The sequence below is a fragment of the Mumia sp. ZJ1417 genome (assembly GCF_014127285.1).
Lineage (GTDB): Bacteria > Actinomycetota > Actinomycetes > Propionibacteriales > Nocardioidaceae > Mumia.
Window position 1 is genome coordinate 3,642,555 of sequence record NZ_CP059901.1, and the last position, 22,031, is coordinate 3,664,585.

A 22,031-nucleotide genomic window follows, 5' to 3' on the forward strand; every position below is an offset into this window, starting at 1 on the left:
GTCTCGTCGGGTTCCTGCGCGTTCTCGTCGATGATAGGTGGCCGGTCAGCCCCCACCGAACAGCGCGTCGACGGTCCGGGCGGCTGCCTGCCCGTCATCGCGCGGGTTGTACATGGCCACCCATGCCTCGTACCGGCGCGCGTACGCGGCCCCGAGCGTCTCCAGCCCCCGCAGCACCTCGACCACCTCGGTGGTCTCGCGCACGACGGGTCCGGGCGCGGTCGCCTCCAGGTCGAAATAGAGCCCACGGCGCCGGTCGCGGTAGTCGTCGAGGTCCGGGACGAAGAACACCATCGGCTTCCCGGTGACGGAGAAGTCGAACATGATCGACGAGTAGTCCGTGACCACGGCGTCGGCCACGAGGTAGAGATCGTTGATCTCCGGGTACGAGGTCACGTCCCGAACGGCTCCCCCACCCACTGACGACTCCCACCCCGTGATGTTCATGTGACCGCGCACGAGCAGCGTGAACCTGTCACCCATCGCGCGGACGAGGGCGTCGACGTCAAGCAGGGCGGGCATCACGCGGTCGCCGTCGCGCCAGGTCGGCGCGTACAGGACGACGACGTGGTCCGAGGGGATCGCGAGCCTGCGTCGCACCCGCGCGGAGGCTGCCGGATCGGGTCGTACCAGCGCATCGTTGCGGGGGTATCCCAGCTGGAGCACCTCACCCTCGTACGCCCAGGCCCGTGGGAAGATCTCGGCGCTGTAAGGGTTTGGCGCGAGGAGGGCGTCCCAGCGCGCGACGGACCGGCGCGTCCACGCGTCCCACTCAGGGGCCCCGCCGCGCACGGCCGTCCGATCTCCACCGAGGAGCTTGAGCGGGGTTCCGTGCCACGTCTGGACCACGCGCTGTCCAGGCCGACGGACGAGCGCCGGCGGCAGACCCGCGTTGAACGTCAGGAAGGACGCGTGCGCGAGCACCTCCCACCACTCCTGCGAGCCCCTCACGACGCCTCGCCCTCCCGGCGGCACGGGGACCGACCGGTCGGCGACTCCCCAGACGAGGTCGAGGTCCGTCCCCCGGCGGAGCAGCTCGTCGTGGATCGCCCTGCCGCTGTCGGTGGCGCTGGCGCCGTAATAGCACTCGAAGTACGCGACCCGCGCCGGCGCGCTCGGTGCGGAGACGTAGCGTCGCCTGAGCCGCTCTTGGTGGAACGGTCCACGCTCGTCCGCGACGAGATCCGGCGTGGTCTCCAGGAGGAGTCGGCCGCCGGCGGTCACCGCGACCCGGACACGGATGCCCGAGGCGTCGACCGTGAAAGGGATCTCGCGTTCGACGGAATCGTCCAGCCGCAGTGCGATCTCGCCGTCGCCCTCGTCGCCGTATCCCCGAACCGTGAAGCGGTCGGACGGCAGGGGTCGGGTCCCGGACCACTCGTCCGCCGCGAAGGAGACGAGCGCCTCGAAACGGTCTCCTTCGACGGAGACCGCGCACGGAAAGGACCGGCGTGGACTGCTCAGCCCGATCCGCAGCTCGGCGACGTCGCCTGCGAGACTCCCGCGCAGCACGAGCCCGTCGTCGCGCACGGTCAGCTCCTCGACGCGGGCGGCGGGACGTGTGGACACCCCGACCCGACCGGACGGTCGACGGAACACGGACGCCGCGAACGCGACAGCGGATCCGTCCCCGGCAGGCCAGCACGCGGGAGCTCGGCTGCCGTCGGACCGCTCCGCGACGAGGTCAGCGTCCTCCACCACCTGGTCGGAGCCGAACACCTCGGCGGACAGACCGGTGCGCGTGCAGGTGACCGTACGAAGCGGGTGCTCGGCGCCACCGTCGCGCTCGACGAGGACGAGGCTGACGAGGTCGGCCCCGGACACGGTCACCCCGAGTCCTGCGCGCGTTGCCTCCGCCAGCTCGAGACGCGAGGCGACGCGCTCGACCCGCACCTGGAGCCCCTCGTCATCGGACCATGACAGCCGAAGGTTGCGCTCGGCGTCGATGGTCGACGCCCGCAGCCGTCGGGCCCGCGATCGCGGGCGACGGTCCGTCCACCGAAGTGCCCCAGGCGTCTGCGCTGCGAGGACACGGACCGTGGCGCGCGGCACCGCCCGTCGTGTCACGAGCCCTCCGAGCTCCACCTCGGCGACGAAGGCGTCGTCCGCACGGCTGCGGGTCGCGTCCCCAAGCTCAGTGTCTGCCTCGAGATCGCGTGCCGCGTGCGCCTGTGCCTCTGCCACAAGACGGCCGTCAGGGCTAACGACCTGAAGGGCCGTCGCCGTCAGAGGCGCACCACCGGGGTCGTAGACCCACCCCGCCAGGCGCAGCGTCGTCGGTCCCACCCAACGGGCGTCAGTCAATGTGAGAACCGCAGACTGCGCGTCGGCGAGGGTCGCGCCGAGAACCCCCTCGGTCTCCCGCGCACGGCGCACCCGTGCAACGACGCCCTCGGCGACCCTCAGTGCGCGTCGTCGTGCAGCCACGCGAGGCTGTCGTGCAGATGAGCGATGTCGACGGAGAAGTCGGCCGCGATGTCTGCCGGCGGCGCGACTGCGACCCCCTGCAGGCCCCGGTATCGCCCCTCCTTGAGGCAGACGATGTCGTAGAAGTAGTCGTGCTTCATGGCTTCGGTGGCGAGCGCGAGCACCGAGACTCCGCGCGGCGAGAACGCGAGGTTGCTCATCGCCGCTCCCATCACACCGATCACGTGGCTCGCCGACCGGAAGGTAGCGATCTGGTCGCGCACCGACAGATCCTCGGTCGCCACGACCTCGTAGCCGTACTCCGCGAGCACCTCGAGGACCTCGGGCTCATTGACGAGCCGACGTCGTTGGACCCCGTGTCGGGTCAGGTAGATCCGGCGGGCGCCCTCACGCGGCTCGACCGTCGAGGCAGCCTCCTCGAGCACCGCGATCGCCAAGGGTGACTTTGACACCGGGTGGCGGGTCAGATGGCCGAGGACGATGAGCCGCTCGAACTCGTACGTCGCCCGGTCGAGGAACATGAGCTGGTCCGAGGTGATCCCGAAGAGTCCGAGGGAGTCCTCGACGACGCGCTGCATCGCCGGCGTCGGCTGCTCGTTGAGCACGAAGGTGCAGGTGGACAGGTCGGCGACGTCGCGCAGCAGTCCGACCTTCGGGAGCGTGTCGATCATCCAGTGGCCGTAGTTGGCGTCCCACGTCTGCTTGAGCAGCACGTGGTGTCGGCCGTCCTGAGCGGGGATCCGCTCGTGCACCTCGATCGGGACCTCGTTGACCCACAGCTGGTCCTTGACGACCTGGAACATGCCGGAGCCGCGCGTGAGGTTGCGTGCACAGTTCAAGGTCTCGTCGACGATCTTGCCGTCACGTGTCAGGGCCAGACCGTTGCCGACGACCCGGACGTCCGCGAGCTCGGCACTGACCGCCTGGGGAACACTCACCACTCCATCGCCGCGGAGCGCCTCGAACGCGGCGAGGATCTCAGGGGAGGCGTCGACGAGCTCGGCGTCGGGACGCGGGTACGAACCACCCGCGTCACGAGTCTGCGCGGCGTCGCTCAGCTCAGCGACCGAGCGGACTCGATACTTGCGCTGCGGGAACGCCTTCTTATGGAGGATCGCGGAGTTCTTGATGAACTGGACGGACTCCACCGTCCGACGGCAGTAGGCGTCGAAGTCGTCGCTCGGCGCCCCCGCACGTGTGCCGGCAGTGATCGACTCGGCGATGCGGCTCACGTAGTCGAATGCGGTCTCGCCCGAGCCGCGCCCGTAGACCTTCGCATAGTCCTCGCCGAAGCTCGTGTGGATGTCCTCGACGACGAAGAAACCGCCAGGACGCACCACCGGAAGCAGCTTCTGCAGCGTCTCGATCTGATGGCTCCAGACGTGCGACCCGTCATCGATCACGATCGTGGGCCGAAGCTTCTTCGCGAGGCGCTCCAAGAATGCCGTGCGCGACTGGTCGCCGATGAGGATGGAGATGCGATCGCTCGCGTACTGCCGGCATTCCGGGCTGATGTCGACGCCGAAGAGCTGAGCGTGGGGGAAGTACTCCTCCCACATCCGGATCGACGACCCCTTGTGCACACCGATCTCGAGCAGCTGGATCGACTCGTCACGGAGATGACGGAACACCGACTCGTACGTCGCGAGGTAGTCGTGGAGCTCGGACGACTTGTCGGTGCCGGTGCGGATGCCGATCTCATCGAGCGACGGGCGGGGCGCCTGGGCGGTCTCGGAACGACCGGACGACAGGAGCGAGCGACCGGCACGGCGGATCGGCGCAGGAAGCCGGCGAGCGAGCTGGCGGGCGGCCGAGGGCTGCTGGGAAGGGGGCATCGGTGTCACGCGCCGATAGTAGGCGCTTGCTTGTCCGAGGAGAAGGGCTCAGCGTGGGAGCAGGCCCAGCAGGTAAGCACCGTACCCGCTCTTGACCAACGGCTCGGCGCGCTCGCGCAGCTCGTCGTCGGTGAGGAACCCGGCCCGCCAGGCGACCTCCTCCGGGCACCCGATCTTGAGGCCCTGGCGACTCTCGATCGTCCGGACGAAGTTGGAGGCGTCGTTGAGGGAGTCGAACGTCCCGGTGTCGAGCCACGCGGTGCCCCGCGGCAGGATCTCGACCTGGAGCCGTCCCTCGTCGAGGTAGACCCGGTTGAGGTCGGTGATCTCCAGCTCGCCGCGGGCCGACGGCTTGAGCGACCGGGCGATCTCCACCACGTCGGAGTCGTAGAAGTAGAGGCCGGGCACCGCGAAGCTGCTCCGCGGCTCGGCGGGCTTCTCCTCCAGCGAGAGCGCCTTGCCGGACTCGTCGAACTCGACGACGCCGTACGCCGTCGGGTCGCGGACCTGGTAGCCGAAGATGGCCGCGCCGTCGAGCGAGCCGAACCGCGTCAGCTGACCACCCATGCCAGGTCCGTAGAAGATGTTGTCGCCCAGGACGAGCGCCGCCGCGCCCTCGTCAAGGTGGTCCGCGCCGAGGATGAAGGCCTGCGCGAGCCCGTCGGGGCTGGGCTGCTGGACGTACGACAGCGAGATGCCGAAACGCGACCCGTCGCCGAGGAGACGTGCGAACTGGGGCGCGTCCTCGGGCGTCGTGATCACGAGGATGTCGCGGATGCCGGCGAGGACGAGCGTCGACAGGGGGTAGTAGATCATCGGCTTGTCGTAAACCGGCACGAGCTGCTTGCTGGTGCCGAGGGTGATCGGGTGCAGCCGAGACCCCGTCCCACCGGCCAAGATGATGCCACGCATCGGGCCATGGTAGGGACGACGCGGCCGCAACGCGAGTGGCGTGAGTCCGCAAGACCGGCACGATGGCTGCATGACGGACAAGTCGCTCGATGCGATCGGCCTGCGGCGGGGGGTCCCGCAGGCCTCCGCCGCGCTCGACCACCTCCACGCGTACGAGGCTGCCGTCGACGGCATGGCGGTGCCGCTGACCGAGGTGGTGGTCGTGGCGCGCGCGTACGCGACCGCCCTCGGCAACACGTTCGCAGAGCGCTATCCGGAGGCGACCGTGCACGTCCTCGCAGCGCCATGGAACCCCCCAGAGGGAGTGTCCGACCAGGGACCGCTCGACAACGTGCGCCGCAACCCGTGGCACGGCAGCGGGACGTTCACCGACATCTTGTCTGTGCTGCCACGCCCGCAGCTGCTGGTGCTCGCGCTGCACCGCAAGACCTCGGGCCAGGTGACGGCGTTGCGCAAGCTCCACGGATACGTCGAGGCCGGCGGGGTACTCGCGGTCGAGCACATCGATCGCTCCCCCGGAGATCAGACTGTCGCCGACGCCGGGGAGTCGGTCAGGGCCGTCATCGAGGAGGCCGTACGACGCTCCGCCGAGCCGCCGGCCGCACACGGCTGGTCGACATGGCTCGACGCGTTCGCCCTTTCGCTCGAGAGCGTCTCGTACCACCACGACCTCGCGCTCGTCACCAAGCGGCACATGCTCTTGCGCATGCTGCACACCGCGGAGACGGTGCCGGTCCTCGATGCCCGATACGGCGAGGGTTCACCGGTGACGAGGCTTCTCGAGCGCCCCGGCAGCACGTTCACCGGGCGGGCCGTGGTCACCACGCACGGCAAGGGACCCGACGTCGTCACCGGGACTTTCACCGTCCCGCCCCTCGCGGTACGCCACTACACGCAGGCCCAGACGTACCCCCGCCAGCTCGTCTCCTACGGCGACTACTGGCTCCCCGACTCGTTCCGACACCAGCACGCACCTCACCTGCGACACCCCGGGCTCGTCCGCTCCAGCGACGACATGGCGGTGATGCGACCGCGGTGGCGTCCGGACCAGCACCGGACGTGGGACGGCCCGCTCTACTACCTGGACACCGAGTACCCCGGACACTTCGGCCACGTGTGCACCGAGGTGATCTCGCGGCTGTGGGGCTGGGAGCAGGCTCGTGAGGTGCACCCCGACATCAGGCCGCTCATCAGCCTCCGTCCGGGGCAGTCGCGCGTGCCGGAGTTCGTCCACGACATCCTGACCGCCTACGGCATCCCGCGGTCCAGCGTGGTCACCCAGTACGGCGACGAGGTGCTCGACGTGGAGAACCTCGTCGCCGCAGACCCGGAGTTCGAGAACCCGCGCTACGTCTCGCCGGCGATCGCGCAGACCTGGAGCCGCATCCGCGAGGCGTTCGCCGACATCGAACCACCGGTGCGCGCCGAGCGGATCTTCGTCACCCGCAGCTCGCGGCGCCTCTGCCACCAGGGGCCGGCGATCGAGCGCTTCTTCGCCGACCGCGGATTCGCGATCGTGCATCCCGAGCAGCACTCGTACGGAGAGCAGGTGCAGCTGTTCGCCCAGGCGCGGGTCATCGCCGGGTATGGCGGGAGCGGGATGTTCACGATGATGCACGCCCCGCACGCGCGGGTCATCCTCATCTCCGGGGACGGCTACCGTGCCCAGAACGAGGCGCTCATCGCCGCCGTCAACGGCAACGACATCCACTACTTCTGGGGCCGGAGCATCCCGCAGGAGCGCGACCCCACGATGCGCAAGATCGCCTTCGGCGACGACTTCACCTTCAACCTCCGACGACACCACTGGGCGCTGCGGCGGCTGCTCCGCTGAGATTTCACGCATGGTGCGCAAAAGGGTTGCGCGAGTATGGTGACGAGCGTGTTCCCGCACCGTGCCCTCGTTCCCGAGGGCACGTACGTGTCGTTCGCGAGCGCGTTGAGGCTCGACAAAGGCGGCCGGACAGCGGTGATGCTGATGCGAGCGCGGATGCTCGCCGAGCACGACGGTGTCAGGAGCGTGATCGCCACCGTCGGCGATCTCCCCGACCTCGACCGGACCCGCGAGGTCCTCCTGGAGCGCGGCACGCTCACCGAGCATGTCGAGGTCGCGAACATCTACGACGACTACGCGACCCGCGATCGCGCCACGCTGGGCACCGGAACGGACGAGCTCCCCGCGGTCGACCTCGCCGCAACTGCGGTGAATCGCGCCGACGGCACTCCGTACCAGGTCGTCTACCGGCACCCCGGAGCCACGACCGACGCCAGGCCCGAGGTGGTCGACTACCTGCGGGCGGACGGGTCCGTAGCCGTCCGGACGACCCTCGCGCCGCGACTGTTCGAGATCGTGGACCACGACGGGCGCGTCGTGCGCTGCCATGAGACCCGCGCCGCATTCGTCCAGCAGTGGCTTCGTGAGCTGGTCGGTCCTGGCGACGGATTCGTCGTGTCCGACTCGCGGCGCGTGCTGCCGCTCCTGCTCGGACTCAGCGAGCGCCGAATGCACCTGGTCGCCGCGTTCCACAATCCCCACACTCCCGGCGGCGGTCGGTGGGACTCTGCCCTCAAAGCCCCCTACGCGAAAGTGCTGGGGCGTCTTCACGCTCTCGACGGCGTCGTGCTCCTCACCGAACGACACCGAGACGAGCTCGCCCTCAGGGAGGGCGCGACCAACAACCTGTTCGTCGTCCCCAACGCCGTGGAGCCACGCACGCTCCCAGACCCGGCCCCTCCGCGCGACCTCAAACGTCTCGTGACGGTCGCCCGCCTGGAGGGGCAGAAGCGGATCTCGCACGCGCTGCGCGCCCTCGAGATCGCCCGACGCACAGACCCTGCGCTCCGGCTCGACATCTACGGCGACGGAGCCGACCGGGCGGTCCTCGAGGGCAGGGCCCGCGAGCTGGGGATCGACGACGCAGTCACCTTCCACGGGTATGACCCGGGAGCCCGGGACGCGATCGCGACAGCTGCTGCCTTCGTCCTCACCAGCGTCCACGAGGGATATCCGCTGGCGACGCTGGAGGCGATGAGCCGAGGCTGCCCGGTGATCAGCTACGACATCCGGTACGGACCGCGCGAGCAGATCAGCGACGGTGTCGACGGCTACCTGGTGGCGCCCGGGGACGTCGAGGCCTTCGCCGCCCGCATCCTGGACCTGACCTCCAGCGCCGACCTCGTGGCTCGGATGAGCGCCGCCGCCCACGAGAAGGCTGCCGAGCACTCTCCGCGGCGCTTCGCCGAGGACTGGGCACGAGTCTTCCGCACGGTCAAGGCGCAGGAGTCCTCACGCGTGACGTTCCACGGCGTCGTGGTCCACGCCGCACGCCTCGACGGTGGCCGGTTCGTCACGCGGCTTCGGGCGCGTGCCACGGGAACGGGGGCGTCAGACGTCGGCATGCTGAGCGCGACGCTCGACCACATCGGTGAGGAGACCGGGGAGGTCGTGCAGACCCCGCTGGACGTGCGGGCTCCGAAAATCTCGCCTCGAGTGGACGGGTTCAGGATCGCCGGCGACCTCGACACGCTCGCACTCGCGACGGCGATGGGCGAGCAGCGTGTCCGGGTCCGTCTCACCGTCGTGTGGCACAACGCCTGCTGGATGACAGACGTCGCCCACGGTCAGGCCGCCGGCGGACGACTCACGTTCGACCGCGTCTCCTGAGGGCGCCGGGATCCTCGACCACCTCGAGGAAGTGTGGTCTTCAGCCACCACGTGCGGGGGACGCTCGCTACCCTGGTCCGATGCGGACGATCCTCGTCACCGGCGGCGCCGGGTTCATCGGCTCCAACTTCGTCCAGCACCTCGTCGAGACCACCGACGACTCGGTCACCGTGCTCGACAAGCTGACCTACGCCGCCAACCGCGAGGCGATCGACGCGCTGCCTCCGGACCGGGTGAGCCTGGTCGTCGGTGACATCGCCGACGCCGACGTCGTCGACCCGCTGGTCGCCGACCACGACGCGGTCGTCCACTTCGCCGCCGAGTCGCACAACGACAACTCGCTGTCCGACCCCAGCCCCTTCGTGCGGACGAACCTCATCGGCACGTTCACGCTGCTCGAGGCGGTCCGCCGTCACGGCACCCGCTTCCATCACGTCTCGACCGACGAGGTCTACGGCGACCTCGAGCTCGACGACCCGGCACGCTTCACCGAGTCGACGCCGTACAACCCCTCGAGCCCGTACTCGTCCACCAAGGCAGGCTCCGACCTCCTCGTACGCGCCTGGGTCCGGTCGTTCGGCGTCCCGGCGACGCTGAGCAACTGCTCCAACAACTACGGGCCCTACCAGCACGTCGAGAAGTTCATCCCGCGTCAGATCACCAACGTCCTCGACGGGCGCCGCCCGAAGCTGTACGGCCAAGGTCTCAACGTCCGCGACTGGATCCACACCGAGGACCACTCGAGCGCGGTGCGGACGATCCTCGAGCACGGCAAGATCGGCGAGACCTACCTGATCGGCGCCGACGGCGAGAAGAACAACCGCGAGGTCGTCGAGACCATCCTCGAGCTCATGGGCCAGCCCGCCGACGCGTACGACCTCGTCACCGACCGCCCCGGCCACGACATGCGCTATGCGATCGACTCGACCAAGCTGCGTACGGAGCTGGGCTGGGCGCCCCGGTTCACCGACTTCCGCGCCGGCCTGGAGACGACGATCGCGTGGTACCGCGACAACGAGGCGTGGTGGCGACCCAAGAAAGAAGCCGTCGAGGCGCGCTACGCCGAGGCCGGCCAGTGAGCGCGAGCCCCGCCGTCCGGAGCACCTCGATCGAGGGCCTGCTCGTCGTCGACCTGCCGCTCCACGGCGACAGCCGAGGCTGGTTCAAGGAGAACTGGCAGCGAGAGAAGATGCTCGCGCAGGGTCTGCCCGACTTCGGCCCCGTCCAGAACAACGTCTCGTACAACGCGAACGCGGGCACGACCCGCGGCATCCACGCCGAGCCGTGGGACAAGCTCGTGTCGCTGATGACCGGCAAGGCCTTCGGGGCGTGGGTCGACCTGCGTCCCGGCCCGAACTTCGGGACCACCGTCACCGTCGACCTGCACCCGGGCGTCGCGGTCTTCGTCCCCCGCGGCGTCGGCAACTCCTACCAAGCGCTCGAGGACGGCACGACCTACGCCTACCTCGTCAACGAGCACTGGCGTCCGGACGTCGCCTATACAGCGGTCGCCCTCGACGATCCCGCCCTGGCGATCGACTGGCCGATCCCCCTCGCCGACGCGGAGGTTTCTGACAAGGACCGCGCCAACCCCCTCCTGGCCGACGTCACTCCGATGGAGCCTCGCCGCACGCTCGTCCTCGGCGCGTACGGCCAGCTCGGGCGCGCGCTGCGGGCGATGCTTCCCGAGGCCGACGCCGTCGACCTCGACACCTTCGACATGACCGACCCTGCCGCGCACGAGGCGGTCGACTGGTCGCGCTACGACACGGTGATCAACGCCGCGGCCTATACGGCGGTCGATGTCGCCGAGACGCCCGAGGGGCGCGTCGCCGCGTGGGCGGCCAACGCCAGCGCGCTCGTGCACCTCGCGGCGACCGCCGCGCGCCACCGGCTGACGGTCGTGCACCTCTCGAGCGACTACGTCTTCGACGGCACGCGCGCGGTGCACGACGAGTCGGAGCCGTTCTCACCGCTCGGTGTATACGGGCAGACCAAGGCCGCCGGCGACGCGGTGGTGTCGACGATCGCGCGCCACTACGTCGTACGGACGAGCTGGGTGATCGGCGACGGCAGCAACTTCGTCCGGACCATGGCGCGGCTCGCGAAGGACGACGTCAGCCCGTCAGTCGTGGACGACCAGGTCGGCCGCCTCACGTTCACCACCGAGCTCGCCCGCGGGATCGTCCACCTGCTCGAGACGGGTGCCCCGTACGGCACCTACAACCTGAGCGGCGGCGGCGAGCCCACGTCCTGGTACGACGTCGCGCGCGGTGTGTTCGCCCGTTGCGGCCGCGATCCCGGCGACGTCACGCCAACCTCCACCGAGGCGTACGGCGAGGGCAAGGACCTCGCACCGCGACCCCGGCACTCGGTGCTCGACCTCACCAAGATCGAGGCGACCGGGTTCGTGCCGCTGCCAGTGAGCGAATCGCTGGACTCCTACCTCGCCTGATTGGCCGCACGGCTGACTACAGTGTTTTGCAGCCGACCCACGGAACGAGGAACACGTGCGCCAGCCTGCGAAGTCCTTCGCCGTCAAGTGGATCAAGCCCTTGGTCGGTGACACCGTGTGGGCCCGCCTGCGCGACCCGCTCAGGCGCCGCCCCGCGCCCGCGCCACCCCGCAAGACCCGTGCGCAGCGGCTGGCAGAGATGGACCTCACACAGCTGGCGCGGCACTTCCGTACGGACAAGTGGGGAACCCACCGCTACACGCCGCACTACCAGCGCCATTTCGCGCCCTTCCGCGACCAGAAGATCAACCTCCTCGAGATCGGCATCGGGGGTTACGCCCGCAAAGGCCGCGGTGGCAAGTCGCTACGGATGTGGAAGCACTTCTTCCGTAACGCGCAGGTCGTCGGGCTCGACCTCGAGGACAAGTCGTTCGTCGACGCCGCGCGGATCACGACGTACCAAGGCAGCCAGGCCGACCCCGCAGTGCTCCAACGCATCCTCGACGAGGTCGGCGACCTCACGATCATCATCGACGACGGTAGCCACCGCTCGGAGCACGTCCGGGCCAGCTTCGCGTACCTGTTCCCGAGGCTGGCCAACGGCGGGTTGTACGCGATCGAGGACACCCAGACGTCGTACTGGCCCGAACGCGGCGGCAGCGACGACCTCGACGATCCGACGACCACGATGGCGCTGGTCAAGTCCCTCGTCGACGGTCTGAACTACGAGGAGTTCGTGGACGAGTCGTACGAGCCCACCTACACGGACCTCCACGTCGTCGCCGTGCACTGCTACCACAACCTCGTGATCATCGAGAAGGGCGACAACCGCGAAGGCACCCGGCGGCGGGCGATCCTCCGGTCGCGGTACGCGGAGCAGTGATCGGCTGGCGTGAGGCGTGGGACGACGCCCTGTACGGACCTGACGGCTTCTATCGCCGCGAGTCACCGGCGGCGCACTTCCGGACGTCCGTGCACGCGTCGACGGTCTTCGCGGCCGCGATCCTCGCCTATGTCCGCCGCCATGACCTGCATGCGGTGGTGGACGTGGGCGCGGGGCGCGGAGAGCTGCTGACGGCGCTCGACGCGATGGCGCCGGGCCAGCTCGCACTCCTCGGGGTCGACGTCCGTCCGCGTCCCCCCGAGCTCCCCGAGCGGATCGGGTGGAGGGACCACCTCCCTGAGCAGCTCGAGGGGCTCATGTTCGCCAACGAGCTGCTCGACGACGTGCCGTGCGAGATCGTCGAGCGGGACCGCGACGGCGTCCTCCGTACGGTGCTCGTCGATCCGGCGACCGGCGCCGAGCAGCTGGGCGCCCCCGTACGCGACCCTCGGACGCTGGAGTGGGTCGAGGCCTGGTGGCCGCTGACCGAGCCCGGTGAGCGGGCGGAGGTCGGCGTCGCCAGGGAGGCGCTCTGGCGCGACGTGGTCTCACGCGTGGAGGGTGGGGCGGCGATCGCCGTCGACTACGGGCACCGTGCAGCCGACCGGCCCCCGTACGGGAGCCTGCGGGCCTACCGCGACGGGGTGGAGGCCGATGTCGTGCCCGACGGCAGCTGCGACGTCACCGCGCACGTGGCGGTGGACGCCCTCGCCACCGCCGTCGGCGGCACCCTCGCCCGCCAGCGCGACGTCCTCCGCGATCTCGGCGTCGACGGCACGCGCCCGCCGCTCTCGCTCGCCTCGTCCGACCCGCAGGCCTATGTCGCCGCGCTCGTCGCGGCGTCGGAGGCGGCCGAGCTGACCGCGTCGGGGGGCCTCGGCGACTTCTGGTGGGTCCTCACCCCCGTTCGCTGAGTCACTCCCCCCGTACGACCTCCAGGTCGCCGTCGGCGTACGCCTTGCGGAGCACCTTCTTGTCGAACTTGCCGACCGAGGTCCGCGGGACCGCCTCGACGAACGTCCACGCGTCGGGCAGCTGCCACTTCGCGACCGAGCCCGACAGGTGCTCGCGCAGGTCCTTCGGTGTGACCGTCGCACCCGCCCGGACCACGACGGTCGCGAGCGGGCGCTCCTGCCACTTCTCGTCCGGGATCCCGACGACCGCGGCCTCGACGACATCGGGGTGGGCCATGAGCGCGTTCTCGAGGTCGACCGAAGAGATCCACTCCCCGCCGGACTTGATGACGTCCTTCGCGCGGTCGGTGAGCGTGACGTAGCCGCGCGGATCGATCGTGCCGACGTCGCCGGTCCGCAGCCACCCGTCGCGGAACTTCTCCGGGTCGTCGTCGCGGTGGTAGGCGCCGGTGATCCACGGGCCGCGCACCTCGAGCTCGCCGACCGCCTCCCCGTCGTGCGGCAGCGGTTGCCCGTCGTCGCCGACGAGACGTCCCTCGACCCCGCCGAGCATCCTGCCCTGGCTCGCGCGGTATCGCCAGGCCTCCTCGTCGGCGACGCCGACCGGCGGCATGCCCGAGGTCGCCACGGGTGAGGTCTCGGTCATCCCCCACGCCTGCTGGACGCGCACACCGTGCCTCTCCCACAGCGCCTGCTGCAGCGAGAGCGGCACCGCGGACCCACCACAGAGGGCGAGCCTGAGCGAGGTGAGGTCGGCCGGGTGCTCGTCCACCCAGCCGAGGACGTCGTTGAAGATCGTCGGCACCCCGCCCGTGAGCGTGGGACGCGTCTCCTCGATCAACCGCACCAGCGGCTCGGCCTGGAGCCACCGGTCCGGCATCACGAGCGAGGCGCCGACGAGGACAGCCGCGTACGGGAGGCCCCAGGCGTTCGCGTGGAACATCGGCACCACTGGGAGGACGCGATCGTTCGGCCCGATGCCGGCGTTGTCGCCCATCGCCATCGCCATGGAGTGCAGGTACGCCGAACGGTGGCTGTAGACGACACCCTTCGGGTTGCCGGTGGTGCCGCTCGTGTAGCACATCGCCGCCGCGGCACGCTCGTCGATCTCGGGCCACGCGAACCAGTCGGGCTCGAGCGCGAGCGCGTCCTCGTACCGGAGCACGGCCTTGCCCGACGCCTGCAGAGGAGCGAGGTCGATCGTGTCGGAGCCGGGCCCGGTCACGAGCACGTGCGTGACGGTCTCGAACGTCGGCAGCAGCGCCGCGAACGGTGTCACGAGCGACGCGTCGACGAGGACGACGGAGTCCTCGGCGTGGTTGACGACATAGGTGACCTGCTCTGGGAACAGCCGGATGTTGATCGTGTGGAGCACGGCCCCCATCGACGGGACCGCAAGATAGGCCTCCAGGTGCTCGGCGTTGTTCCACATAAACGTGCCGACCCGTTGGTCCCCGGTCACGCCCAGGCGGCGCAGGACGCGTGCGAGGCGGGCCGCGCGACGTCCGATCTCACCGTACGTGGTCGTTCTCGTGCCGTCGGCCGTCGCCGTCACGACCGTGGCCTCGGCGTGCACGGTCGTGCCGTACTGCATGAGCCGGCCTAGCCCGAGCGGGACGTCTTGCATCGTGCTGCGCATCGCAACCTCCGAAGGTGTGACCTGGGAGCGACCTTTTAACATCTCATCGCCCATCTTGTCTTCGATTTTCACGAACTCGGGTTGCCGAGCCTGCTCCGGTCCACGAACGTAAGCGGAACCTCACGTGGCGGCCCCGAGGACAGCACGTCGCTCGGGCACGGTCTGCCACCAGCGAAAGGAACACCCTTGCGCTCCACAAGACCCATCCCCTGGTCCAAGGTTCTCGCCACTGCCGCGGGAGCGGCGCTGGCAGGATCGCTCTTCGCTGCGAGCGGGACGTCGGCCGGCGCCGACCAGCGCGACGACTCCCTCGAGAAGGCCCTCACCGCCGCCGCGGGCAAGGCGCCGGCCACTCTGCAGACCCCGTTCGAGAGGTCGGGTGGTGCGCAGTGGACGACCCACCCCGAGTCGCTCGCGTTCTACCGTCAGCTCGACCAGTCCAGCAAGCGGGTCTCGGTCAGCGACATCGGGCGTACGACGCAGGGCCGCCCGCTCCAGCTCGTCTCGATCGGCGCCCCCGCACCAAAGAACCGAGCGAAGGCCGCGACGGGCTCCGTCGCGATGTTCGTCTGCTCGGTGCACGGCAACGAGCCGTCCGGCCGTGAGGCCTGCATGAAGCTCGCGCGTGACCTCGCCACGAGCAAGTCCTCCACCGTCACCCGGCTCCTCTCGCGTACGACGGTGCTCTTCGTCAACGCCAACCCGGACGGCTGGGTCGCCAACACCCGCGGCAACGCCGACCGCGTCGACGTGAACCGCGACTACCTCGGGCTCGCGACGCCCGAGGCCCGTGCCATCACGAAGGTGATCCGCGACTGGAACCCCGACGTGCTCAACGACCTCCACGAGTACGGTCCGAGCGAGTACTACCGGACCGACCTCCTCCACCTCTGGCCGCGCAACCGCAACGTCGACGACACCATCCACAGCCTGAGTGTGGAGATGAGCGAGGAGTACTCCGCGGCTCAGGCCCGCGACGAAGGCTTCACAGCCGGCATCTACGGTCACTACGTCAAGGACGGCGAGCCGTTCCTCCAGGTCGCCGGTGACGAGCAGGTGCGCATCCTGCGCAACTACGCCGGGCTCGTCAACGTCGTCGGCATGCTGAGCGAGACGGCCACCCGTCCGCTCAACGACGACGAGGCGGCCGACGTCCGTGTCCTCAACAACCGACGAGTCGACACGAACTACGCCAGCGCGCTCGGTTCGGCGCAGATGATCGCGGAGAACCGCCGGACGCTCGCGCGCGAGACGGCGGCGGCCGCCGAGCGGGCGATCGACCTGGGGGCGTCGCAGGGCGGCATCGTCTACTTCGGCGGGCAGGACGACATGGTGCCGACCCTCCCCGAGCAGGTCGAGCCGGAACCGATGTGCGGCTACCGGATCACGCCCGAGGTCTTCGCGCAGGTACGTCAGGCACTCGACCTGCACGACCTCAAGGCCACGCGGGCTGCCGACTCGTACGTCGTGAGCCTCGCGCAGGCCAACCGCGCGCTCGTCCCGCTGATGTTCGACGAGCGCTCCGAGTGGCGTGTCGCCGACGGGACACCGCTCGAGAGCTGCTGAGGCGCACCGGGCTCGCTCGCGGCGCCCGCGCCGCTAGGCTGAACGGCATGTCCGTGAGCGAGCCCGGAGGCGACCAGCCCGGCACCCCGACCCGCCTCACCGTCGGCGTCGGCGCGGGTGCCGCCGGGTTCGGTCACGAGCGGGGCGGCGGCGTCGATCTCGGCACGGCCGACATGGTCCTCAACGTCGGCCCGCAGCATCCGGCGACCCACGGTGTGCTCCGGCTGCGCCTCACCCTCGACGGTGAGCGGATCGTCGGGTGCGAGCCGATCGTCGGCTACATGCACCGCGGCGTCGAGAAGCTCTTCGAGGTCCGCGACTACCGCCAGATCCTCGTGCTCGCCAACCGCCACGACTGGCTCTCGGCGTTCTCCTCCGAGCTCGGTGTGGTCCTCGCGGTCGAGCGGATGCTCGGGCTCGAGGTGCCCGAGCGCGCGACCTGGGCCCGTACGCTGCTGGCCGAGCTCAACCGCGTCCTCAACCACCTGCTCTTCCTCGGCTCCTACCCCCTCGAGCTCGGCGCGATCACGCCGCTGTTCTATGCGACCCGCGAGCGCGAGACGATCCAGGAGGTCATGGAGGAGATCTCCGGGGGCCGGATGCACTACATGTTCAACCGCGTCGGTGGGCTCAAGGAGGACCTCCCGGCCGGTTGGCTCGACCGCGTCACCTCCGCCGTCGGCGCCGTACGGGGCCGTCTCGGCCAGATCGAAGACATGCTCCTCGACAACGAGATCTTCGCGGCCCGGACCAAGGGCGTCGGCGTTCTCAGTCCCGACCTCATCCACGCGTACGGAGTCTCCGGGCCGATCGCTCGAGCGTCCGGTGTCGACTTCGACCTGCGCCGCGACGAGCCCTACCTCGCGTACGCCGAGCTGGCCGCCGACAAGCACCTGAAGGTCGTGACTCGGACCGAGGGCGACAGCTATGCGCGGTTCTCGTGCCTGCTGGACCAGGTGCGGGTCTCGCTCGATCTCGCCGATGCCTGCGTCGCGCGGATGCGCGACCTTCCGCAGGGTCCGATCAATGTGAAGCTCCCCAAGATCGTGAAGGCACCCGAGGGGTCGACGTACGTCTGGACCGAGAACCCGCTCGGCATCAACGGCTACTACCTCGTCTCGCGCGGCGAGAAGACGCCGTGGCGGCTCAAGCTGCGTTCGGCGTCGTTCAACAACATCGCGGTCCTGCCCGAGGTCGTACGAGGCTGCGTCGTGGCCGATCTGATCTCGATCCTCGGCTCGATGTTCTTCGTCGTCGGCGACATCGACAAGTAGCGCCCACCGACCCTCGACGGGCCGCCTCGCGCGGATCGCCCTAGGGTCGGGGGGTGGGAGAGGTCTGGGCGGCGAGCGACATCCATGGGCACCGCGACGAGCTGGAGGCAACGCTGACTGCTGCGGGCCTGTTCGAAGACGGCCACTGGGCAGGCGGTGACGCACGTCTGTGGCTCCTCGGCGACTACGTCGACCGGGGCCCGGACGGGGTCGGCGTGATCGAGCTGGCGATGCGCCTCGAGGACGAGGCGGAGCAAGCCGGCGGCCAGGTGACCGCGCTGCTCGGCAACCACGAGATCCTCATGCTCGGCATGCACCGGTACGGCCCGACACCGGTCCCGGGCGACAACCGTTACAGCTTCGAGGCGAACTGGTTCGGCAACGGCGGCATCGTGAGCGACCTCGAACGTCTCGACGAGCGTCACCTCGACTGGCTCACCACGCGCCCCGCGCTCGGCCAGGACGCCGACCAGCTCCTCCTCCACTCCGACACCACCGCCTACCTCCTGTGGGGCGATGCCGTCGACGAGATCAACGCCGCCGTCCGTGCGGAGCTGCAGATGCCCGACCTCGACACGTGGTGGGAGATGTGGCGGCGGCTGACCTCGCGCTACGCGTTCGCACGGGAGGACGGCGTCGAGACGGCGACCCGAATGCTCGAGGCGCTGGGCGGGCGCCGGATCGTGCACGGCCACACGATCGGCGCGCTCATCCGCGGAGGCACCGTGACGCCGCAGGACGAGCCCGTGCTCTACGCGGACGGGCTCGTCCTCGACATCGACGGCGGGATCTATCTCGGCGGACCGTGCCAGCTCGTCCGCCTGGACGAGCCGGCCTGACGGTCGCCTGCGCGCCTAGCCCAGCAGGCCCTGGTCCTCCAAGTACTCCTTGGCGACGTCGGCAGGCTTCTCGCGGTCGATGTCGACCTTGACGTTGAGCTCGGCCAGATCCTCGGTGGTCAGCGCCGTGGAGAGCTCGTTGAGAGCGGTCGCGACCGTCGGGTTGTCGTCCAGGAACTCCGTGTTGACGGCAGGGATCAGGTTCTGTGCGGGCTGAAGGCCCTTGTCGTCCTCGAGCAGCACCAGCCCGTCGTCCTCGAGAGCACCGTCGGTCGTCGCGACCTGCACGAGCTGGACCTCACCGCTGGTCGCGGCGTCCTTGCCCTCGCGGCTGCCGAAGCCGAGCGGCAGGACCTCGGTGATGTCGATGCCGTAGACCTCACGCAGCCCCTTGGCGCAGTCCTGGCGGTCCTTGCAGTCCTGGGCCGCCGCGAGCTTGACCGGCACCTTGGAAGCCGCGAGGTCGGACAGCGTGGTCAGATCGTGCTCCTTGGCGAAGTCCTCCGTGACCGCGTAGGCATTCTGGTCGGTCGCTGCGGCCGGCTCGAGCAGCGTGATGCCGACGCTCTCGGCGAGCGTGTTGACCGCATCGAGGGTCTGCTCGACGTTGTTGCTGGTCACCGGCTTCGCCGAGGGCCCGTTGGCCTGGGTGTTGAGGTAGTCGCCGATCCCGGCGAGGTATTCCGGGACGACCTGAACCTTGTTGCTCGAGAGCTGGTCTATGTAGACCGCGCGGGTGTCGACGAGCTTCTGGGTGACGTCGTAGCCCTCGTCCTCGAGCATCTGCCCGTACAGCTCGGCGAGGATCTGCATCTCTGTGAAGTTCTGGCCGGACACGGTCACCGGGCCCTTGGACCTGACCCCCGACTCCGGGTCGGGGTCGTCCCCACCGCAGGCGGGCAGGGCGATCAGCGCGGCGGCGCAGGCGAGAGTGGCTGCTGCGCGGCGGACGCGGCGCAGTGTCGTGCTGTCCATGGAGTCCCTTTCGTCGTCACGACCGGCGGCCGCGATGGCTTCTACGGTGTCGTGATCTGCGGTGTCTGGACCAGACCATCATCGCCGGAACCTCTGACACGGCGCATCGGGTCGACCGCCCGCTCGACGAGCGCGGCGATCCCCTCGAGGACGAGGGCACCCAGCGCGACGAGGATCGCCCCGCCGATGACGTACCTGTACGTGTTGTTGCTGAACCCGTACGTGATGGTGTTGCCGAGCCCCGGTCCCGCGACCAGGGCTGCGATGGTGGCCGTCGCCCACAGCTGGACGACCGCGAGGCGTACACCGTTCGCGACCAGCCGCGCAGCCAGCGGCAGCTCGACGGTACGGAACACCTGCCACTCGCTCATCCCGGTGCCGCGCGCGGCCTCCACCACCTCGGGGTCAACCTCGCGCACCCCCACGTACGCGTTGGTGATCACCGGGGGCAGCCCGAACAGCACCAGCGCGATCAGCGTCGCCATGCCGGCACGCCCGTACGGCCCGAGGACGGCCGTCCCGACCGGACCGAGGGACAGCAGCGCGAGCACGGCGAACACGGGGATCGCTCGACCGACGTTGGAGACGTTGATCGCGAACGTCCCGCCGCGTCCTCGGTGCCCCAGCCACAGTCCGAGCGGCAGCCCCACGACCGCGACGACCAGCAGTGCGGTCACCGTGAGGAGCGCCTGCTCGGTCAGCTGCTTGCCAAGACCGTCGGTGCCCGTCCAGCTGGCCGGGTCGAGGAGGAACGCGAACGCCTCGCCGAGCTCGTTCATGTCGCCACCCCCCTCGTCCAGGGAGTGACCAGGCGGGTGAAGGCCACCAGGAGCAGGTCGAGGAGCACGGCGAGGACGACGCACAGCACGCTCGTCGTGAAGACCTGCGCCTTGAAGCTGTCGTCGATCCCGTTGGCGAGCATGTTGCCGAGGCCTCCGTACGCGACGATCGTGCCGAGCGTCACCATCGCCACCGTCGAGACCGTGGCGACCCGCAGGCCTGCCATGACGATCGGCACCGCGAGGGGCGCCTCGACGCGGGTCAGCAGCCGTAGGCGCCCGTACCCGAGCCCTGTCGCCGCCTCGACCACCTCGGCGGGCACTGCGTCGAGACCGGCAAGGACGTTGCGGACGAGGATCGCGAGCGAGTAGAGGCCGAGGCCCACGATCACCGTGGTCGGACTCAGCCCGGTCGCCTGCGCGAGCAGCGAGAACATCGCCAGCGACGGGATCGTGTAGACGATCGTGGTGCTCCCCATGAGCAGCGAGCGCATCCTCGGCCGGCTGCGTGCCACCAGTGCGAGTGCGACGGCGAGCACGAGCCCGAGCGCCACCGACGCCACGGTCAGCATGAGGTGCTGGATCGTCGCGTCGACCAGCTCCGGCGCATAGCGCTCCACGTACTCCGGGCACACCCATGCGTTGACGCTGCGTGCGTAGCACGGTGGGTCGGCCGCGAGGAGTACGGACGAGGTCGCGCCGACGGCTAGGCTCACGACATGCACCGTACCGAGGACGCGATGATCGTGCTCGAAGGCGTCGGCAAGCGGTACGACGACGGCTCCGTCGCCGTACGTGAACTCTCGCTGTCCGTCCCTCAGGGGTCGCTCGTCGCTCTCGTCGGCCCGTCGGGCTGCGGCAAGTCGACCACGCTCAAGATGGTGAACCGCCTCATCGAGCCCACGTCGGGCCGCATCCTCCTGGACGGGCAGGACATCATGAAGGCCGATCCGGTCGCTCTGCGGCGCGGCATCGGCTACGTCATCCAGCAGGTCGGGCTGTTCCCGCACCAGAGCGTCCGCGAGAACGTCGCGACCGTGCCGACGCTGCTGCACTGGGACCGCAAGCGGGCACGGGCCCGCGCCGACGAGCTGCTCGACCTCGTCGGCCTCGACCCTGCCGCGTACGCCGGTCGCTACCCGCACCAGCTCTCCGGCGGGCAGCGACAGCGCGTCGGTGTCGCGCGCGCGCTCGCCGCGGACCCGCCCGTGCTGCTGATGGACGAGCCGTTCGGCGCCGTCGACCCGATCGTCCGCGGGCGTCTTCAGGACGAGTTCCTCCGCCTCCAGCACGAGCTCGGCAAGACCGTCCTGCTCGTCACCCACGACATCGACGAGGCGGTGCGCCTGGGCGACCGGGTCGCGGTGCTCGCCAACGGCGGCGACCTCCGCCAGTACGACTCTCCTGCGGCCGTCCTCGGTGCGCCTGCCGACGACTTCGTCGCGGAGTTCGTCGGCGCCGACCGAGGGCTTCGACGCCTCGCCGTCACACCGATCGACGTCGACGAGCTCGAGGAGGCGCCCGTCGTCCGCGTGGACACGCCACTCGATGAGGTTCGCCGCCGTGCCGCGCGGGCGGACGTGCCGTGGGCGATCGTCGTCGACGAGTCCGAGCGTCTTGTGGGGTGGGTTGCCGCCGAGCACCTCACCACCGCCGAGACCCTGCGCGCGCGTCCGATGGAGGCCACGCTGCACCGCAACGCCACGCTCAAGGAGGCGTGGTCGGTGATGCTGCGCTACGACGCCGGGTGGGTTGCCGTCCTCGACGACGACCGACGCTTCCTAGGCGTCCTCACACCGGAGTCGCTGCACGCGGCGCTGCGCCGGTCCGTACGGACGACGGAGCCGTCCAGCGCCCCGTGAGCCCGAG

General features: G+C 69.8%; 17 protein-coding genes. 10 read left to right on the forward strand and 7 right to left on the reverse strand.

Translation table 11 applies throughout. From position 1 onward, the window contains the following. Window positions 1-45 precede the first annotated feature (45 nt). Genes H4N58_RS17590 through rfbA form a run of 3 tightly spaced genes read right to left on the reverse strand, consistent with a single transcriptional unit; the run spans window position 46 to window position 5,174 of the window. On the reverse strand, window positions 46-2,427 hold the full coding sequence (locus tag H4N58_RS17590) for a CDP-glycerol glycerophosphotransferase family protein (RefSeq protein ID WP_167251460.1): 2,382 nt from the start codon (window positions 2,425-2,427) through the stop codon (window positions 46-48). Then, window positions 2,403-4,262 carry a glycosyltransferase 61 family protein gene (locus H4N58_RS17595; protein ID WP_243845158.1) on the reverse strand — a complete coding sequence of 620 codons (1,860 nt, stop codon included), beginning with the start codon at window positions 4,260-4,262 and terminating at the stop codon, window positions 2,403-2,405. The genes H4N58_RS17590 and H4N58_RS17595 overlap by 25 nt, the downstream gene beginning before the upstream one ends. A gap of 48 nt (window positions 4,263-4,310) precedes the next feature. Then, window positions 4,311-5,174: a glucose-1-phosphate thymidylyltransferase RfbA gene (rfbA, locus tag H4N58_RS17600; protein ID WP_167251455.1), complete on the reverse strand. Its 864-nt coding sequence runs from the start codon at window positions 5,172-5,174 to the stop codon at window positions 4,311-4,313. Window positions 5,175-5,244: 70 nt separating this feature from the next. Between rfbA and H4N58_RS17605 the strand changes: the two genes are divergently transcribed. From H4N58_RS17605 to H4N58_RS17630, 6 genes are all read left to right on the forward strand, one after another. Continuing rightward, the gene (locus tag H4N58_RS17605) at window positions 5,245-7,008 is read left to right on the forward strand and encodes a DUF563 domain-containing protein (protein WP_167251453.1); all 1,764 of its coding nucleotides are present in this window, start codon (window positions 5,245-5,247) and stop codon (window positions 7,006-7,008) included. 48 nt (window positions 7,009-7,056) lie between these two features. Continuing rightward, window positions 7,057-8,838, forward strand: coding sequence for a glycosyltransferase (locus H4N58_RS17610; RefSeq protein ID WP_167251451.1), 1,782 nt, complete (start codon window positions 7,057-7,059; stop codon window positions 8,836-8,838). Between the two features lie 80 nt (window positions 8,839-8,918). Beyond that, window positions 8,919-9,917, forward strand: coding sequence for a dTDP-glucose 4,6-dehydratase (gene rfbB, locus H4N58_RS17615; protein WP_167251449.1), 999 nt, complete (start codon window positions 8,919-8,921; stop codon window positions 9,915-9,917). Then, window positions 9,914-11,293: a bifunctional dTDP-4-dehydrorhamnose 3,5-epimerase family protein/NAD(P)-dependent oxidoreductase gene (locus H4N58_RS17620; protein WP_182397111.1), complete on the forward strand. Its 1,380-nt coding sequence runs from the start codon at window positions 9,914-9,916 to the stop codon at window positions 11,291-11,293. Before rfbB ends, H4N58_RS17620 begins: the two co-directional genes overlap by 4 nt. Window positions 11,294-11,348: 55 nt before the next feature. Continuing rightward, window positions 11,349-12,176, forward strand: coding sequence for a hypothetical protein (locus H4N58_RS17625; protein ID WP_208322934.1), 828 nt, complete (start codon window positions 11,349-11,351; stop codon window positions 12,174-12,176). Further along, window positions 12,173-13,090 (forward strand): SAM-dependent methyltransferase, encoded by a 918-nt coding sequence (locus H4N58_RS17630; RefSeq protein ID WP_167251445.1) that lies wholly within the window; start codon window positions 12,173-12,175, stop codon window positions 13,088-13,090. The genes H4N58_RS17625 and H4N58_RS17630 overlap by 4 nt, the downstream gene beginning before the upstream one ends. A gap of 1 nt (window position 13,091) precedes the next feature. On the opposite strand, the gene H4N58_RS17635 is transcribed toward H4N58_RS17630, so the two are convergent. Further along, window positions 13,092-14,729: a long-chain fatty acid--CoA ligase gene (locus H4N58_RS17635; protein ID WP_167251443.1), complete on the reverse strand. Its 1,638-nt coding sequence runs from the start codon at window positions 14,727-14,729 to the stop codon at window positions 13,092-13,094. Window positions 14,730-14,915: 186 nt separating this feature from the next. Between H4N58_RS17635 and H4N58_RS17640 the strand changes: the two genes are divergently transcribed. The 3 genes from H4N58_RS17640 to H4N58_RS17650 are packed head-to-tail and all read left to right on the forward strand — an operon-like array spanning window position 14,916 to window position 18,408. Continuing rightward, window positions 14,916-16,295: a M14 family zinc carboxypeptidase gene (locus tag H4N58_RS17640; protein WP_167251441.1), complete on the forward strand. Its 1,380-nt coding sequence runs from the start codon at window positions 14,916-14,918 to the stop codon at window positions 16,293-16,295. A gap of 47 nt (window positions 16,296-16,342) precedes the next feature. Continuing rightward, window positions 16,343-17,569, forward strand: a complete 1,227-nt coding sequence (locus H4N58_RS17645; protein WP_167251439.1) for an NADH-quinone oxidoreductase subunit D — start codon at window positions 16,343-16,345, stop codon at window positions 17,567-17,569. 53 nt (window positions 17,570-17,622) lie between these two features. Further along, a complete protein-coding gene (locus H4N58_RS17650; protein WP_167251437.1) occupies window positions 17,623-18,408 on the forward strand; it encodes a metallophosphoesterase in 786 nt (261 codons plus the stop codon). A 15-nt stretch (window positions 18,409-18,423) separates the two neighbouring features. Here the strand turns inward: H4N58_RS17650 and H4N58_RS17655 are convergent, their stop codons facing one another. Genes H4N58_RS17655 through H4N58_RS17665 form a run of 3 tightly spaced genes read right to left on the reverse strand, consistent with a single transcriptional unit; the run spans window position 18,424 to window position 20,878 of the window. Continuing rightward, complete coding sequence (locus H4N58_RS17655; RefSeq protein ID WP_167251436.1) at window positions 18,424-19,383, reverse strand: ABC transporter substrate-binding protein; 960 nt, start codon at window positions 19,381-19,383, stop codon at window positions 18,424-18,426. A 41-nt stretch (window positions 19,384-19,424) separates the two neighbouring features. Next, the gene (locus tag H4N58_RS17660) at window positions 19,425-20,162 is read right to left on the reverse strand and encodes an ABC transporter permease (RefSeq protein WP_167251434.1); all 738 of its coding nucleotides are present in this window, start codon (window positions 20,160-20,162) and stop codon (window positions 19,425-19,427) included. After that, on the reverse strand, window positions 20,159-20,878 hold the full coding sequence (locus tag H4N58_RS17665; RefSeq protein WP_208322933.1) for an ABC transporter permease: 720 nt from the start codon (window positions 20,876-20,878) through the stop codon (window positions 20,159-20,161). The genes H4N58_RS17660 and H4N58_RS17665 overlap by 4 nt, the downstream gene beginning before the upstream one ends. Window positions 20,879-20,881: 3 nt before the next feature. Here H4N58_RS17665 and H4N58_RS17670 point away from each other — a divergent pair, with 3 nt between their 5' ends. Then, entirely contained in the window at window positions 20,882-22,024 is a 1,143-nt protein-coding gene (locus H4N58_RS17670; RefSeq protein WP_220471278.1) for a betaine/proline/choline family ABC transporter ATP-binding protein, read from the forward strand. Window positions 22,025-22,031: the final 7 nt, after the last annotated feature.

Excerpts from the sequence above, each read along its gene's own strand:
- H4N58_RS17595 (WP_243845158.1), bottom strand. The coding sequence starts at position 4,262 with ATGCCCCCTTCCCAGCAGCCCTCGGCCGCCCGCCAGCTCGCTCGCCGG.
- rfbA (WP_167251455.1), bottom strand. The coding sequence starts at position 5,174 with ATGCGTGGCATCATCTTGGCCGGTGGGACGGGGTCTCGGCTGCACCCG.
- H4N58_RS17605 (WP_167251453.1), top strand. The coding sequence starts at position 5,245 with ATGACGGACAAGTCGCTCGATGCGATCGGCCTGCGGCGGGGGGTCCCG.
- rfbB (WP_167251449.1), top strand. The coding sequence starts at position 8,919 with ATGCGGACGATCCTCGTCACCGGCGGCGCCGGGTTCATCGGCTCCAAC.
- H4N58_RS17635 (WP_167251443.1), bottom strand. The coding sequence starts at position 14,729 with ATGCGCAGCACGATGCAAGACGTCCCGCTCGGGCTAGGCCGGCTCATG.
- H4N58_RS17645 (WP_167251439.1), top strand. The coding sequence starts at position 16,343 with ATGTCCGTGAGCGAGCCCGGAGGCGACCAGCCCGGCACCCCGACCCGC.
- H4N58_RS17655 (WP_167251436.1), bottom strand. The coding sequence starts at position 19,383 with ATGGACAGCACGACACTGCGCCGCGTCCGCCGCGCAGCAGCCACTCTC.
- H4N58_RS17660 (WP_167251434.1), bottom strand. The coding sequence starts at position 20,162 with ATGAACGAGCTCGGCGAGGCGTTCGCGTTCCTCCTCGACCCGGCCAGC.
- H4N58_RS17670 (WP_220471278.1), top strand. The coding sequence starts at position 20,882 with ATGCACCGTACCGAGGACGCGATGATCGTGCTCGAAGGCGTCGGCAAG.